Below are 14,938 nucleotides of genomic sequence, written 5' to 3'. Positions count from 1 at the left end.
GCAGAGGGCTTAGTGGGCCACGGCCTTGCCGGCGCCTTTCGGCACACGGATCGATTCCACCAGGTCCACCACATGCTGCGGCGGAGCCTTGGTGGCCATCGAGACCGCATAGGCGACGACGAAGTTCACCACGGCGCCGATCGTGCCGATCGACAGGGGCGAGATACCGAAGAAGTGCTGGTCGGGCGTGTTCGGATACACGTTCGTGCCGGGGATGAAGAACCAGCCCAGGTAGAGGAAGATGTAGACCGAGGTGAAGACCAGACCGGCCAGCATCCCGGTGATGGCCCCGGCGGTGTTCACGCGCTTCGAGAAGATCCCCATCATCAGGACCGGGAAGATCGTGGCTGCCGCCAGACCGAAGGCCAGGGCCACCACCTGCGCGGCAAAGCCGGGCGGGTTGAGGCCAAGGTAGGTGGCCAGGGCGATGGCGAAGGCCATCGAGATCCGGGCGGCCAGAAGTTCGCCCTTCTCGCTGATGTTCGGGTTGATCGCACCCTTGATCAGGTCGTGGCTGACGGCCGAGGAAATGGCCAGCAGCAGGCCCGCGGCGGTGGACAGCGCGGCGGCAAGACCACCCGCGGCGACCAGCGCCACGACCCAGCCCGGCAGGGCCGCGATTTCCGGGTTCGCCAGCACCATGATGTCGTTGTCGACCTTGGTGACTTCGTTCCCGACAAAGCCCAGTTCGGCCAGGGTCTTGTCGCCCAGCTTCGCTTCGGCCAGCGCGGCGTCACGCGCCGTGGTGGCTTCGGCAACGGCGGCTTCCAGCGGGGTCTTGTCGGCATCCGCAGGGGCATCCGCCAGGGCCTTGGTGGCCTCGGCCAGCTTCTTGTTGGCGTCCGCCACCGCCTTCGGCTCGTTGAAGTACTGGATCAGCCCGTCGCCGTTCTTGTCGCTGAACTCCAGCAGGCCGGTCGCCTTCCAGGTGTTGATCCAGCTCAGCTCCGGCTTGCTGTCGATGTCGGCCAGCGACAGGGCCGGGGCCGACAGGGCCGAGCCTTCCTTGGCGCCGGGCCAGAAGGTGGTGGTCAGGTTCAGACGGGCCATCGCGCCGACCGCCGGGGCGACCGTGTAGAGAAGCGCGATGAACACCAGCGCCCAGCCGGCAGACGACCGCGCGTCAGCCACTTTCGGCACGGTGAAGAAGCGCACGATGACGTGCGGCAGACCCGCGGTCCCGATCATCAGGGCCATGGTGAAGAGGAACATGTTGAACATGTTCGTCGTGTCGGCGGTATAGGCGGTGAAGCCCAGTTCCGTGACCACCTGGTCCAGCTTGGCCAGCATCGAGATTTCGCCACCCTGCGGCGCATAGCCGCCGATCAGGCCAAGCTGCGGCAGGAAGTTGCCGGTCAGCGACAGCGAGATGAAGATCGCCGGGATCGTGTAGGCGATGATCAGCACGATGTACTGGGCAACCTGGGTGTAGGTGATCCCTTTCATGCCGCCAAGCACGGCATAGGCGAACACCACGGCAGCGCCGATGTAGAGGCCCATGTCGGTCGAGACTTCCAGGAAGCGCGAGAAGGTCACGCCCACGCCGCGCATCTGGCCGATAACGTAGGTGACCGAGATCACGATCAGGCACAGCACCGCCACCAGTCGCGCCGTTTTGGAATAGAAACGGTCGCCGACGAATTCCGGCACGGTGAACTTGCCGAACTTGCGCAGGTAGGGCGCAAGCAGCATGGCCAGAAGCACATAGCCCCCGGTCCAGCCCATCAGGAAGGCCGACTGCGTGTAGCCGCCGACCGGGGCCAGGGCGATGATCCCCGCCATGGAAATGAACGAGGCCGCCGACATCCAGTCCGCGCCCGTCGCCATGCCGTTCATGATCGGGTTCACACCCTGACCGGCCGCATAGAATTCCGCGGTCGAGCCCGCCCGGGCCCAGATCGCGATCCCGATGTAGATGGCGAAGGTAAAGCCAACGACGATCAGGTTGAGGGTAAACTGATCCATCTGTCCCGTTCCCCCTATTCTTCCACGCCGTGTTCGCGGTCGACCTTGTTCATCATCTTCGCATAAATGAAGATCAGCGCGATGAAGACGTAGATCGACCCGTTCTGCGCCATCCAGAAGCCCAGGTCGGCGCCGCCGACCATGATGCCCTTCAGCGCAGGCCGAAGCAGGATGCCAAGCCCGAAGGAGCAGATGAACCAGACCGCCAGAGAAATCAGGATGATCCGGACGTTCGCTGCCCAATAGGCGTTGGCAGATGATTTGTCTGCCATGAGTACTCTCCCTTGTTTGTTTTCCGCACCCCCGGGGGATCCAGGGGAACGGCCCCTCCCGTCAGGCTGAGACGCGCCCCACGATGTCGGCCAGCATGGCACGGATGCCGTCGATGGATCCCATCGCCGGCACCCGTTCCAGCACTGACTGGCACTCGTAATGCACGATCAGCGGTGCCGTCTGGGCGTGATAGGCTTGCAGCCTTTCGCGCACCGTTTCGGCATTGTCGTCGGCGCGGCGCTTGAACGCCGTGCCGCCGCATTTGTCGCAGACCCCGGCTTGCGCGGGCCGCTTGAACTCGTCGTGATAGCCCTCACCGCAGGCAGCGCAGGTGTAGCGGCCGGACACACGGGCAACCATCGCGTCATCGTCCACCTCAAGGCTGATCGCGGCAGTCACCTTCTGCCCGGTCTCGGCCAGAAGCCGATCCAGCGCTGCGGCCTGACCCGTAGTGCGCGGAAAGCCGTCCAGAATGATGCCCTTGGCCACATCGGGCTGCGCCATGCGGTCCTTCAGGATCGCCAGAACGATGTCGTCCGACACCAGCTGCCCGGCCTCCATCACCGCCTTCGCCCTGTTGCCCGCTTCCGTTCCGGCCGCCACCGCGGCGCGCAGAAGGTCACCCGTGGAAAGCTGGACGAGACCGAAGTCCTCTTCCAGCATCCGTGCCTGGGTGCCCTTGCCCGCGCCGGGCGGTCCGAGAAGGATGATCACCGGCGCCATCGTCAGCCCCGGTTCATCCGGTTGGCGATCAGATCGTCCACCACCGACGGATCGGCCAGCGTCGAGGTATCGCCCAGCGACCCGAAGTCGTTCTCGGCGATCTTGCGCAGGATGCGGCGCATGATCTTGCCCGAACGCGTCTTGGGCAGGCCCGGCGCCCACTGGATCAGGTCGGGCTTGGCGATCGGGCCGATCTCCTGGCGCACCCAGGCTTCCAGCTGCTTGCGCAGATCCTCGCTGGGCTCGATCCCCTTCATCAGCGTGACATAGGCATAGATGCCCTGCCCCTTGATGTCGTGCGGATAGCCGACGACGGCAGCCTCGGCCACAGCCTCGTGCGCCACCAGCGCGCTTTCGATTTCGGCCGTGCCCATCCGGTGGCCCGAGACGTTGATCACGTCATCGACCCGCCCGGTGATCCAGTAATAGCCATCCTCGTCGCGGCGGCAGCCGTCGCCGGTGAAGTAATAGCCCTTGTACTGGCTGAAATAGGCTTCCTCGAACCGCTGATGGTCGCCCCACAGCGTGCGCATCTGCCCGGGCCAGCTGTCGGTGATGCAAAGCACGCCTTCCGTCGCGGTTTCGCCCTGCACCTTGCCTGTGGCAGGATCCAGAACCTCGGGTTTGACGCCGAAGAAGGGCTTTGTCGCAGAACCCGGCTTCTGCGGGATCGCGCCTGGAATGGGCGTGATGATGTGCCCGCCGGTTTCCGTCTGCCAGAAGGTATCGACGATCGGGCATCTGCCCTTGCCGACATGGGTATTGTACCAGCTCCACGCTTCCGGGTTGATCGGCTCGCCCACCGAGCCCAGAAGCTTCAGGCTGGAGAGGTCGTGCTTTTCAACCCACTCCGCGCCAAGGCCCATCAGCGACCGGATCGCTGTCGGCGCGGTATAGAACTGGTTGACCTTGTGCTTGGCGCAGACTTCCCAGAACCGGCCCGGATCGGGGTAGGTCGGCACGCCCTCGAACATCAGCGTCGTCGCTCCGTTGGCCAAGGGGCCATAGACGATGTAGCTGTGCCCGGTAACCCAGCCCACGTCCGCCGTGCACCAGAAAATGTCGCCATCATGGTAGTCGAAGGTGATCTGGTGCGTCATCGAGGCATAGACCAGATACCCCCCCGTCGTATGCACCACACCCTTCGGCTTGCCGGTCGAACCCGAGGTGTAAAGAATGAACATCGGGTCTTCCGCTCCGACCTCGACATAGGGGCAATAGGGCTTGGCCGCGGCCATCTCCGCCGTCAGGTCGAAGTCGCGCCCCTCGACCCAGCTGGTCTGGTCGCCGGTGCGCTTGACCACCAGCACCTTGACCTTGTCCGAACAGTGTAGAAGCGCCTTGTCGGTATTGTCTTTCAACCCCGTCTTCTTGCCACCACGCGGGGCCCAGTCGGCGGTGATGACGACCTTCGCCTCGCAGTCGTTGATCCGGTTGGCCAGCGCATCGGGAGAGAAGCCGCCGAACACCACCGAATGGATCGCCCCGATCCGGGTGCAGGCCAGCATCGCATAGGCTGCTTCGGGAATCATCGGCATGTAGAGAATGACCCGGTCGCCCTTCCCTACACCGTGCGCCTTGAGCACGTTAGCAACGCGACAGGTGTTTTCCAGCAGCTGCGCATAGGTGATGTGCTGGGCGGGTTCCTTCGGATCGTCCGGCTCCCAGATGATCGCGGTCTGGTTGGCGCGGGTCAGCATGTGGCGGTCGATGCAGTTGGCGCTGACGTTCAGCACCCCGTCCTCGAACCACCTGATACTGATGTTGCCAGGCGCAAACGAGGTGTTCTTCACCCTGGTGTAGGGCTTTATCCAGTCCAGCCGCAGCCCCTCCCGGCCCCAGAACACGTCCGGATCCCGCACCGACTCTGCATAGAGTGCCTCGTAGGTGTCGGCATCCACATGCGCCTTCGCCACGAAGTCGGGCGAAGCCGGGTAGACGGATTTCAGGGCAGTCTGGTCGGTCATGGCGGTCCTCCTCTCGACGGGGTCCGGCCAAAGACCCCATCGCTCTGCGTCGCTCCGCGAGGCGCGGAATGCTCTCTACCGCCAAGCAGGATAGCACTTCGTAAAGAAAATCGTAACCCCATAATTATCATGAATAATTCTGTAAATTACTTGACGGAATCATCGTCAATTCTGCAAATTCGTGAAAATCGCGTCGGGGAATGCGTTCAATTTCAAATGCCTGCCGTTCACGGCGGCGTGAAGGGGCCATTCCCGTCCCGGAAAGGTTCGGACGCGGCGCGCTCGCCTTCTGTCTGGGTCAGTTTGATTCGACCGCCCGATCCAGGATCCGGTCCACCGCTGCGACATCGGGCAGGAAGCGCACTTCCGGCTCGCCCAGGCCCTGTGCCTCCAGCTGCCGCCGCAGGCTGTCGCGGAGGCCCACAAGATAAAGCTGCCCGCCCCGCCGTCGCACCCGGGCGGCCAGCGTATGGAAGCTCCGCGCCCCCGAACTGTCGATCAGCGGCACGCCTGACATGTCCAGAACCAGGGCGCGCGGGGCCTCGGCTATCCGGTCCAGCACGCCGCCCAGCTGCGCGGCCGCACCGAAGAAATAGGGCCCCTCAAGAAAATAGACGACACGATCCTCGCGCGCAGTGACCTGATGTTCCGCAAGGGGGCGCATCGCCGTGCCCTCGGACATCCGCTTGATGAACACGATCCCGGCAAGCGCAAAGCCGACGATGATGCCCTCGGTCAGATCGCGGAAGACGACAAGCAGGAAGGTCACGCTGACCACCATGGCATCCCCGCGCGACGACCGCAGAAGGGCCACGAACTCGTGCCGCTCTGCCATGCCCCAGGCCACCACTGCCAGCACGCCCGCCAGGGCGGCAAGCGGGATGTAAGCTGCCAACGGTGCCGCGACCAGCATGAACGCCAGAATGAACAGCGCATGCAGCATGCCCGAGACCGGCCCCCGGCTGCCCGCCCGCACGTTCGTCGCCGTCCGCGCGATGGTGCCGGTCACGCAGAACCCGCCGAACACGGCCGAGCCGATGTTGGCCACGCCCTGCGCCACCAGTTCTGCGTTGGACCGGTGCCGCGCCCCGCTCATGCCGTCAGCGACTACCGCTGACAGCAGCGACTCGATCGCACCCAGCAACGCGAAACTCATCGCCCAGGGCAGCGCCGCCTGCACCTCGGCCCAGCCCAGGTCTGGCAGTGCCGGCATGGGCAGCATGTTCGGCAGCGCCCCGAACCGGGTGCCGATGGTTTCCGCCGGAAGGTCCAGCACGGCCACGACAAGCGAGGCAAGCGCCACCGCAACCAGCATGCCCGGCCAGCCGGGACGCAGCCGCTTCAGCCCCACGATCGCCGCCACCGTCAGCGCCGCCACTGCAACCGCCGACGGGGTCACCGTCCCCCTTGCAGCCCATAGCGCCTGCACCTTCTGCAGGATCTCGGCCGGCTCCCCTCCGGACAGGCTCAGCCCGAACATCTCGCGCAGCTGGCTGGCGAAGATGATGACCGCGATGCCGGCGGTGAAGCCCACCGTTACCGGATAGGGCATGTAACGGATATAGGTGCCAAACCGCAGCAGCCCCGCCGCGATCAGCACAAAACCCGACAGGAAGGTCGCCAGGATCAGCCCCTGCAGCCCGATAGTCATGACGCAGGCCGAAACCAGCACGATGAAGGCCCCCGCCGGCCCCCCGATCTGATAGCGCGAACCGCCCAGCGCGCTGACCAGGAACCCGCCGACGATGGCCGTGAACAACCCCCGCTCCGGCCCGACCCCGCTGGCGATGGCAATTGCCATCGACAGGGGCAGGGCCACGATCGCCACCGTCAGGCCGGCCATCACATCGGCCCGCAGGTCGGCAAGACCATAGCCCTCGCGCCAGACGGTCCAAAGCTTCGGCAGGAATTCGGTCCGGTCATTGCGGCCGGAAGGGGCGTGGGTCATGATCGTGTCCGGGCGAAGGATGGCGCCAGTAATCGCTGACATGTCAGTGTGAATGAGCGCATCAGACTCTTCGACCCGCACCTTGTCAACCGCGATAAGCCCCGATGTCCGACCACCCCACCCGTACCGATCCCGTGCAGCCCGCCGATGCCGAGGCGCTGCGGCTGGCGCGCGACCTTCTGTCGCTGGCTCACGCCGCCCTTGCATGGACCGACCCCGACACCGGGACGCCCGGAATCAGCCGTATCGCCTTCGCCCGCGACCCCGAGGCCGGGATGCTGACCCTTGTCTCGGGCCTCGCGCCGCATTTCCGCGCCCTGCGCGACCGGCCCGATTGTGCGCTGATGCTGGGCGAGGTCGGGCCCAAGGGTGATCCTCTGACCCATCCCCGTCTGATGATCCGCGCCCGCGCGGCCTGCGTTGCGCCAGACGATCCGGCCCTGCCCGCGATCCGCGCCCGCTGGCTGGACCGCAACCCGAAGGCCCGGGCCTATATCGACCTGCCCGACTTTGCCTTCTTCCGGCTGACCCCGGTCTCGGCACTTCTGAACGGCGGCTTCGCCCGGGCCTTCCGACTGGCACCTGAGGATCTGTGATGTGGCTCGGGCGGCCCCGAAGGACCGCCCGTGTTCGAAAAGGTCAAGCCGGTGCACCGGCACCGTCCGATGGCCCGGTCAGGCATCCCGAGCCTCGACACTTCGCTCAGGCCGGCATGTCCATCCGCATTGTCACGATCGCCTTGCCGCGAACCGCCTCGCCCCAGCGCAGTTGCGCCTCGTTGCCCTGGGTGCCGGTTCCGGGGGTCGCGTTCGGAAACATGTAACGCGCCGTGTTGGAGCTTGTGCTGATCGTGCCTTCGGGCTGCACCGATTCGACCATCCTGATCCGCGCGCCAAACGGAATGAACCCGCCCGCGCTGACATTCCAGGTCTCGGCTGCGGTGTTTTGTGTATGGGTCACGATCACCGGGTTCAGAATGCCCTGCGCCACGTTGTTGAAGCTGTTACCCTCGACCCGCACGTTGCGCGACCTGGCGAAATCCAGCGTGGCAAGGCTGGAATCGACCATCTCGACCCGATCGATCGTGGCATTGAACACGCGGAAGCTGTTGGACACCAGCGAGAAGCCGTTCAGATAGTGCCCCGGCCCGTAGGGACGCACCACCAGCCAGCGAAAGGAACTGCTGGTGTTCGACGCGATGAACACGTTGCCCACGATGTTCAGCCCGCCGAACGAGAACTCGCCATCCCATTCGGGCGCCGAATCATGCTCGTTGCCCCATTCGATGAAGCAGTTGTCGATGTAGTTGCCCGTCACCACTGTCGAGACATTGGTCTGCGTGAAGATCAGTCCGGCACGGCGCAGGCCGGCGGGATTCTCGTCGCCCTGGAAAAAGTGGTTGGCATGGATCAGATGGCCCGTGCCGTTCACAACCGCGAAGTGCGCGAACCGCACCACGCGATTGTTGCGCAGCTTGGTATCGTTCGCATTGATGTTCAGCGCGATCGTGGTCCGGTCCACCGCGTTCAGTGCCTGTTCGTTCGAAAGGAACTGGCACATGTCCACGAACATGCCCTGACAGCCCGTGCCGATCGAGGTGATTCCGCGATCCCGCGGCCGGTTGAAGCTGCACGACACGAAGCGCATGGTCGCCCCGGTCACCGGCAGCATGACCCCCGAACAGACCCCCTGCCCGAAGAACTCGATATCCTCCAGTTCAAAGCGGGACAACAGATCGAAGCCGCTGAAATCCAGCATGTACTTGAACCGGCGGAAGGTGTAGGGCCGCGTCCCCGCTGCGCCCCACAGGGGCTGGCTCAGCTCGATCGTTCCCGCGGCCACGTTCTTCGACCGCACATAGACCTCTCGCCCGACGCCCGTTCCGATCACCAGCGAACCGACAGGGATGCTGGCGACGTTCGCCACACCGGTCAGGACCAGGTTGTTCGCCGGCGAATAGGTCGCGACCGACGTGAATTCCTCTGTCTGCCACCCCGGCCCGGGAACGGCATTCAGCGACCCGTTGCGCACCACCCTGCGGGTGCTGAAGTTGGTCAGCCCCGCCACTGCTGCAACGTCCAGCGGTTCGGTCAGATCGACCCGGCGCCCGGACAGGTCAAGTGTCACATGGTCGGTGAAGTAGAACAGCGCCTGCATCGCGCGGCGGAACCCCTCGACCTCGGACCCGAAGGCCTGGCTGTAGGTGTCCAGGTCGTAATTCCGCGTCAGGACCAGCCGACGGTTCGACGGCATCGACACCGTTCCCTCGAACCGGATCCGGCCTTTGATCGTGACGTTGCTGTTCAACCGGAATACACCCGAAGGCACCAGGATCGCCCGTCCCTGCGCATCTGCATCGGCAGCCAGGAAGGCCGCGCTGTCATTCGCTGTCCCGTTGCCCAGCGCGCCGTAGTCGCGCACATCGACCCAGTCCATCAGCTTGCGGATGAAGATGTTCGTCACATCCTCGACCACCAGATCGTCGATCCGCACCACCCCGCCGTTCGGCCCGGTCAGATCCAGCCCGACATGGGCATATGCAACCTGGGTGGTCCATGCCAGATCCACGCCCGTCCGCCTGGCCGGAGAGATGATCGCGCTGACCGTCACAACCTCGCCATAGCCTGTCAGCGCGACCGAGGATCCCTCCTGCACGACAGTCGCCACATTCTGCCCGTTCACATCCCCCGCCCAGGCGGCGATGCGCACCGAAGGCAGGTTCCCCGACACCGCCTTGACACGCGCCGAGACACGCAGATACAGACCCGGCTGGATCGGCGTGTGGGCAAAGCTGCGCAGCCGCTGCGTTGCTTCGGTCTTCTGCAATTCCAGACAGCCCGCGAAATCCTGGTCATTCGTTACCAGCGCTGCGTTTGGCTGGCCCTGATACGACGCCGATCCGGGCGTCCCGTCCTCGCGCGACCACAGGTTCAGCCCGGCCGAGAACGGCGGCGGCATCAGGACCAGCCCGTCGGTGATTGCCTTGTTCATCTGAGAATTCCCTCGCCTCGCTTTGCGCCATGCCAAGGGCGAAGCGGGAGGGAAAGACCCCGGTAACCGCGCCGCCTTGGGCATGACGAGGTAGCAGGGAAGGCTTAAGCCACTCTCAGACCGCCGCGCGCCAGCGCGACTGCCGCGCAACGCCGTTCCATCCCGGTGACGCCCTTCCCCCTTGTGGGGAGAGGGGCAACGAGCGGGGCAAGGTTGACCGCCTCAGGCGCCAACCTCCGGCGCCGGAAGGATGTGCACGGCATTGATCTGCCAGCCCTCGGGCGTCTCGACCATCATGTAGTCCAGCGCCCAGGCGCGCCCCGCCTGATCGACGATGTGCACCCGCTGCCAGAGATTTCCCGCAACAGTGCGCAGCTCTCCCATCTCGACCTGGGCCGGGCGGTAGACCATGGGATAGCCGTTCTTTACCATTTCGCCGAAATTCTCAGGCGTGCCGAAGATGCCCTTGATCGTCGGGCTGGCGAATGTGAAGGCGCGGGCGGAATCGTCGGCCTGAAACGCCTCTATCTGTCGCCGGATCGTCTCGCGGATCGGGCCCTCCTGCGCATCTGCGGCCAGGCTCAGGCCCAGGACAAGGGTGGATCCAAGAATAAGGGATCGCATCATCGGGCCCTCCGGACTGCGTACCTGTCAGCTAGGCTGCAACCACGACCTACCAAGTCCTGCTTGCGACGGCGGCGGATTGGCCCCACATCGACCGCAAGACCGCCTGACCAACCGCCGCAGGAGCCACCACATGGCCTATGCCTTCCACCGCGACGACCGCTCGCCCGATCACAGCCTTCGCCGGATCGCGACGGAGGAACTTTCGACAGCGCTGAACCGCTTCGAGGCTGTCCCTGCGCCCGAGGCCATTCATGGCATCCGCAAGAATCTGAAGAAGACCCGTGCCCTGCTACGGCTCTTCCGTTCGGCCCTGCCCGAACAGCCCGCCGCCAACGCCGTCCTGCGCGAGGTGGCGGCCGCACTCTCTGCCCGGCGTGACGCGGCCGTGCGTCTGGCAACGTTCGACCGCCTCTTCCCGGAACCGCCCGAAGCCCTGCAGCCCTTGCGCATCCGCCTCGTCGCCGACAGTCTCGCCCCTGCACAGGACATCCCGCACGGTCTTTCCGAAAGGCTGTCGGACCTCAGGGATCAGGCGGCCACCTGGCGGCTGCAGGGCAAACCGCATCGCGCGCTGAAGGATGGCCTCGCCCGCACCCGCCGGAAGGCGCGTCAGGCCTGCGACGCCGCGCGCAAGGCGCCAGAACGCGCCGATCTTGTCCACGAGTGGCGCAAGCGCGTGAAGGATCTCTGGTATCAGACCCGCCTGGTCGTTCCGGTATGGCCCGACCTCTTCCGCGTTCTCACGGCAGAGGCCGACGCCCTGGGCGAGGCGCTAGGCAACCATAACGATCTGGCCATCCTGGCCAACCATCTGGCCGTCCTGCCCGAGGATCTGTTGCCCGGCCCGGCGCGAGATCTGGTTCAGGCGCAGATCGACCAGGCCCGGTCGGACATCCTGGCCAGGGCATTCCCCGCCAGCGACCGCCTTCTGGCCGGCGACCCGGAAGCCATGGCTGATACCTGGGTTGCGTGGCTCAAGCTCTGGCACCGGTCCCGCTGATCCGGGTCGGAAAGCTGCATATCAGCCTCGCGCGTGTTTCGGCTCAGCCGACAAGTTCGCCCCGCAAACCGCGCTCGATCAGCGCCACGCTTTCCTCCACGCCGTAAAGCGCGATGAAGCCTCCGAAACGCGGACCCTCCGACGCGCCCAGCAACACCTCGTAAAGCGCCTTGAACCAGTCGCGCAGCGGCTCGAACCCGTGATCCTTGCCAACCGCGAAGACCATCGACTGCAAGGCCTCGTCGTCCAGCCCCCCGTCCCAGACCTTCAGCCGCGCCACCAGATCCTCCATTGCCGCACGTTCCCTTTCGGTGGGCAGCCGGAAATGACGGCTCGGCGCGATCTTGTCTGCGAAGTAGCGGACGGCATAGCCCGCCGCGGCATCCAGGTCGGGATGCGTCTCGGGGCTCGCCTCCGGGGCATAGCGGCGGATGAACTTCCACAGCCCCGCCGCGTCCTTTGCCGCCGCGACCGAGGCCAGGTTCAGAAGCATGGCAAAGCTCACCACCATCCGACTTTCCGGCGGCTTGCCGTTGTGGATGTGCCAGACCGGATTGTTCACCTGCTGCTCCAGGCTCTGCTCCGGAAAGGCCTTGAGCTGCTGGTGATATTCGTCCACCGCCTTCGGGATCACGTCCCACCACAGCCGCTTGGCCGTCTTCGGCTTCTGATACATGAAATAGGACAGGCTTTCCGTCGCCGCATATGTCAGCCATTCGTCGATGGTCAGCCCGTTGCCCTTCGACTTCGAGATCTTCTGTCCCTTCTCATCCAGGAACAGCTCATAGGTGAAATGGTTCGGCTTCCGTCCGCCCAGGACCTCGCAGATCCCGTCGTAGATCGGCGTGTTCGTGCTGTGGTCCTTGCCGTACATCTCGAAATCCACGCCAAGCGCGGCCCAGCGGGCGCCGAAGTCCGGCTTCCACTGCAGCTTCACATGGCCCCCGGTGACGGGCAGCGTCCACTCGCGCCCCTCCTCGTCGTCGAAGGTTATGGTGTGGTCGCGCTTGTCCACATGCTTCATCGGCACGTAAAGCACGCGCCCCGTCTCGGGGTGGATCGGCAGGAAGCAGCTGTAGGTCTGCTGCCGCTCCTCCCGCAAGGACGGCAGCATGATCTCCATGATCTGCTCATACCGCTCCGCCGCCAGCCGCAGCGTGTCATCGAACCGGCCCGACTTGTAGAACTCGGTCGCGCTGATGAACTCGTATTCGAAGCCGAACGTATCCAGAAACCGCCGCAGCATCGCGTTGTTGTGGTGGCCGAAGCTCTCGAACTCCCCATAAGGATCGGGAACACTGGTCAACGGCTTCTGCATGTGCTGCCGCAGCATTTCCTGGTTCGGAACGTTGTCAGGCACCTTGCGCATCCCGTCCACGTCATCGCTGAAACAGATCAGCCGGGTCGGAATGTCGCTGATGATCTCGAAGGCGCGGCGGATCATCGTCGTCCGGGCCACTTCCCCGAAAGTGCCAATATGCGGTAGGCCCGATGGGCCATAGCCCGTCTCGAACAGCACATAGCCCTTTTCAGGCTCCTTGCCGCCATAGCGTTTCAGCACGGCGCGCGCCTCCTCGAAAGGCCAGGCCTTCGAATTCATCGCCGCATCGCGCAGGGAAGTCATGTCCGCCACTCCTGAAACGCCCCGGACCCTGTGCCCGTGACCCGTCGTCCTCTATTGCCCCACCGCCCCCCCGTCAATAATCTGCCGCAAACCGCAGCCGAGGCCCCAATGTCCGACACACCCGCCATGTCTCCGCAAGACGCGCTCGTCGCCGTGATGGTCGCCTGTTCCGCCGCCGATCAGGATGTGCGGACGGCCGAACTGGTGGCCATTACCCGCATGGTCAACCACATGCCGATCTTCGCCGAATATGACCCCGATCGGATCCAGCGCGTCACCCGAACGGTGTTCGACCTGTTCGAAGAGGAAGACGGCCTCGACGCCCTCTTCGGCCTGATCCGCGAGGCCCTGCCCGAGCGCCTTTACGAGACCGCCTATGCGCTGGCCTGCGACGTCGTCACCGCTGACGGTCGGCACAGCCAGGTCGAGCTTCGGATGCTGGAAGAGGTGCGCCACGAACTGAGGATCGACCGCCTCCACGCCGCCGCCATCGAATGGGGGGCAAGGGTGCGGCACATGGGCCTGTAACCCGATCGCGGGTTTCGATCCCGGGTGCTGGGGGCCTTGAGCCCGGAACGCAGCACTTGTCTCCGTGTCCTTCGGCATCTCGGACGGCAGCCAGACCGCACGCGGCCCAGGTGCGGCAGTGCAGTATCCGTATGGTCGGGTCGGGGCGGGCCAGTTGGCGACGCACGGTTTGCCATGAATCCTTGCCGGGAAGGCTTGCGGCCGCCCTGTCCGGGCCTCCGGGCCTGATCACGGGGCTGTCGCCATCAAGCGTCTGGTTCAGTCAGACAGCCTGAAATGAGGTGCGCTGGAACCCGACCGTCAGGATCACCGCGTCGGCACCGGCACCTCGCCGCGATAATCGTAGAACCCCCGCTGCGTCTTGCGGCCCAGCCAGCCGGCCTCGACATATTTGGTCAGCAGCGGGCAGGGTCGATACTTGGTATCCGCCAGCCCCTCGTGCAGCACGTTCATGATCGCAAGGCAGGTGTCCAGCCCGATGAAATCGGCAAGCTCCAGCGGGCCCATCGGATGGTTGGCGCCCAGCTTCAGCGACTGGTCGATCGACTGCACCGAGCCCACGCCCTCATACAGCGTATAGACCGCCTCGTTGATCATCGGCATCAGGATGCGATTGACGATGAAGGCAGGGAAATCCTCGGCATGGGCGGCGGTCTTGCCCAGGCGGCGGACGACCTCGTGCAGGGTATCGACGGTTTCCTGATCGGTGGCTATGCCGCGGATCAGTTCCACCAGTTGCATCACCGGGACGGGGTTCATGAAATGGAAGCCCATGAACTTTTCCGGCCGGTCGGTACGGCTGGCCAGCCGGGTGATAGAGATCGACGAGGTGTTAGAGGTCAGGATCGTCGTGGGCTTCAGATGCGGGATGAGATCCTCGAAGATTGCCTGCTTCACCGTTTCACGTTCGGTCGCGGCCTCGATGATCAGATCGCATTGCCCCAGATCGGACAGTTTCAGTGTGGTACGGATCCGCTCCATCGCCGCGCGCTTGTCGGCCGGCAACACCTTGCCCCGCGCCACCTGACGTTCGATGTTCCGCTCGATCGTGGCCAAAGCCTTTGCAAGGCTCTCTTCCGAGATGTCGTTCAGCAGCACGTCATAGCCTGCCAAGGCGAAGACATGGGCAATGCCGTTACCCATCTGCCCCGCGCCCACCACGCCCACCTGCCTGATCTCCATCGCACGTCTCCTTCTGCCGTCCCAGGTTATGCCTGCTGCCCGGCAGTCGTGCAAGCCGGCGAGAAATGCCAAGAAGTTTAGGCATCTGCCCGATTTTAGCCATTCGGCAA

12 protein-coding genes are annotated in these 14,938 nt (G+C 64.7%); 3 read left to right on the top strand and 9 right to left on the bottom strand.

The window, feature by feature from the left end; all coding sequences use genetic code 11:
* Positions 1-9: 9 nt before the first annotated feature.
* From EYB42_RS14335 to EYB42_RS14315, 5 genes are all read right to left on the bottom strand, one after another.
* Positions 10-1,965, bottom strand: a complete 1,956-nt coding sequence (locus EYB42_RS14335) for a sodium:solute symporter family protein (RefSeq protein WP_135450809.1) — start codon at positions 1,963-1,965, stop codon at positions 10-12.
* Positions 1,966-1,979: 14 nt separating this feature from the next.
* The gene (locus tag EYB42_RS14330; protein ID WP_135450808.1) at positions 1,980-2,237 is read right to left on the bottom strand and encodes a DUF4212 domain-containing protein; all 258 of its coding nucleotides are present in this window, start codon (positions 2,235-2,237) and stop codon (positions 1,980-1,982) included.
* A 61-nt stretch (positions 2,238-2,298) separates the two neighbouring features.
* Positions 2,299-2,961 (bottom strand): adenylate kinase, encoded by a 663-nt coding sequence (locus tag EYB42_RS14325; RefSeq protein WP_135450807.1) that lies wholly within the window; start codon positions 2,959-2,961, stop codon positions 2,299-2,301.
* Positions 2,962-2,963: 2 nt separating this feature from the next.
* Positions 2,964-4,928 carry an acetate--CoA ligase gene (gene acs, locus EYB42_RS14320; protein ID WP_135450806.1) on the bottom strand — a complete coding sequence of 655 codons (1,965 nt, stop codon included), beginning with the start codon at positions 4,926-4,928 and terminating at the stop codon, positions 2,964-2,966.
* 298 nt (positions 4,929-5,226) lie between these two features.
* Positions 5,227-6,876: a SulP family inorganic anion transporter gene (locus tag EYB42_RS14315; RefSeq protein WP_135450805.1), complete on the bottom strand. Its 1,650-nt coding sequence runs from the start codon at positions 6,874-6,876 to the stop codon at positions 5,227-5,229.
* 104 nt (positions 6,877-6,980) lie between these two features.
* On the opposite strand from EYB42_RS14315, the gene EYB42_RS14310 reads away from it, so the two are divergent.
* The gene (locus EYB42_RS14310; RefSeq protein WP_135450804.1) at positions 6,981-7,472 is read left to right on the top strand and encodes a pyridoxamine 5-phosphate oxidase; all 492 of its coding nucleotides are present in this window, start codon (positions 6,981-6,983) and stop codon (positions 7,470-7,472) included.
* 106 nt (positions 7,473-7,578) lie between these two features.
* On the opposite strand, the gene EYB42_RS14305 is transcribed toward EYB42_RS14310, so the two are convergent.
* Positions 7,579-9,867, bottom strand: coding sequence for a right-handed parallel beta-helix repeat-containing protein (locus EYB42_RS14305; RefSeq protein ID WP_135450803.1), 2,289 nt, complete (start codon positions 9,865-9,867; stop codon positions 7,579-7,581).
* Positions 9,868-10,089: 222 nt separating this feature from the next.
* Positions 10,090-10,494, bottom strand: a complete 405-nt coding sequence (locus tag EYB42_RS14300) for a DUF4864 domain-containing protein (protein ID WP_346763310.1) — start codon at positions 10,492-10,494, stop codon at positions 10,090-10,092.
* 130 nt (positions 10,495-10,624) lie between these two features.
* On the opposite strand from EYB42_RS14300, the gene EYB42_RS14295 reads away from it, so the two are divergent.
* A complete protein-coding gene (locus EYB42_RS14295) occupies positions 10,625-11,494 on the top strand; it encodes a CHAD domain-containing protein (protein WP_135450802.1) in 870 nt (289 codons plus the stop codon).
* A 43-nt stretch (positions 11,495-11,537) separates the two neighbouring features.
* On the opposite strand, the gene EYB42_RS14290 is transcribed toward EYB42_RS14295, so the two are convergent.
* Positions 11,538-13,118 carry a lysine--tRNA ligase gene (locus EYB42_RS14290; protein ID WP_135450801.1) on the bottom strand — a complete coding sequence of 527 codons (1,581 nt, stop codon included), beginning with the start codon at positions 13,116-13,118 and terminating at the stop codon, positions 11,538-11,540.
* A 108-nt stretch (positions 13,119-13,226) separates the two neighbouring features.
* Here EYB42_RS14290 and EYB42_RS14285 point away from each other — a divergent pair, with 108 nt between their 5' ends.
* Positions 13,227-13,646, top strand: coding sequence for a tellurite resistance TerB family protein (locus tag EYB42_RS14285; RefSeq protein ID WP_135450800.1), 420 nt, complete (start codon positions 13,227-13,229; stop codon positions 13,644-13,646).
* Positions 13,647-13,952: 306 nt separating this feature from the next.
* On the opposite strand, the gene EYB42_RS14280 is transcribed toward EYB42_RS14285, so the two are convergent.
* Positions 13,953-14,828, bottom strand: a complete 876-nt coding sequence (locus tag EYB42_RS14280) for a 3-hydroxybutyryl-CoA dehydrogenase (RefSeq protein WP_135450799.1) — start codon at positions 14,826-14,828, stop codon at positions 13,953-13,955.
* Between the last annotated feature and the right edge of the window lie 110 nt (positions 14,829-14,938).

This window comes from Tabrizicola caldifontis (assembly GCF_004762095.1).
In the GTDB taxonomy this organism is placed as follows: domain Bacteria; phylum Pseudomonadota; class Alphaproteobacteria; order Rhodobacterales; family Rhodobacteraceae; genus Tabrizicola; species Tabrizicola caldifontis.
This window is presented reverse-complemented; position numbering and strand designations above follow the sequence as displayed.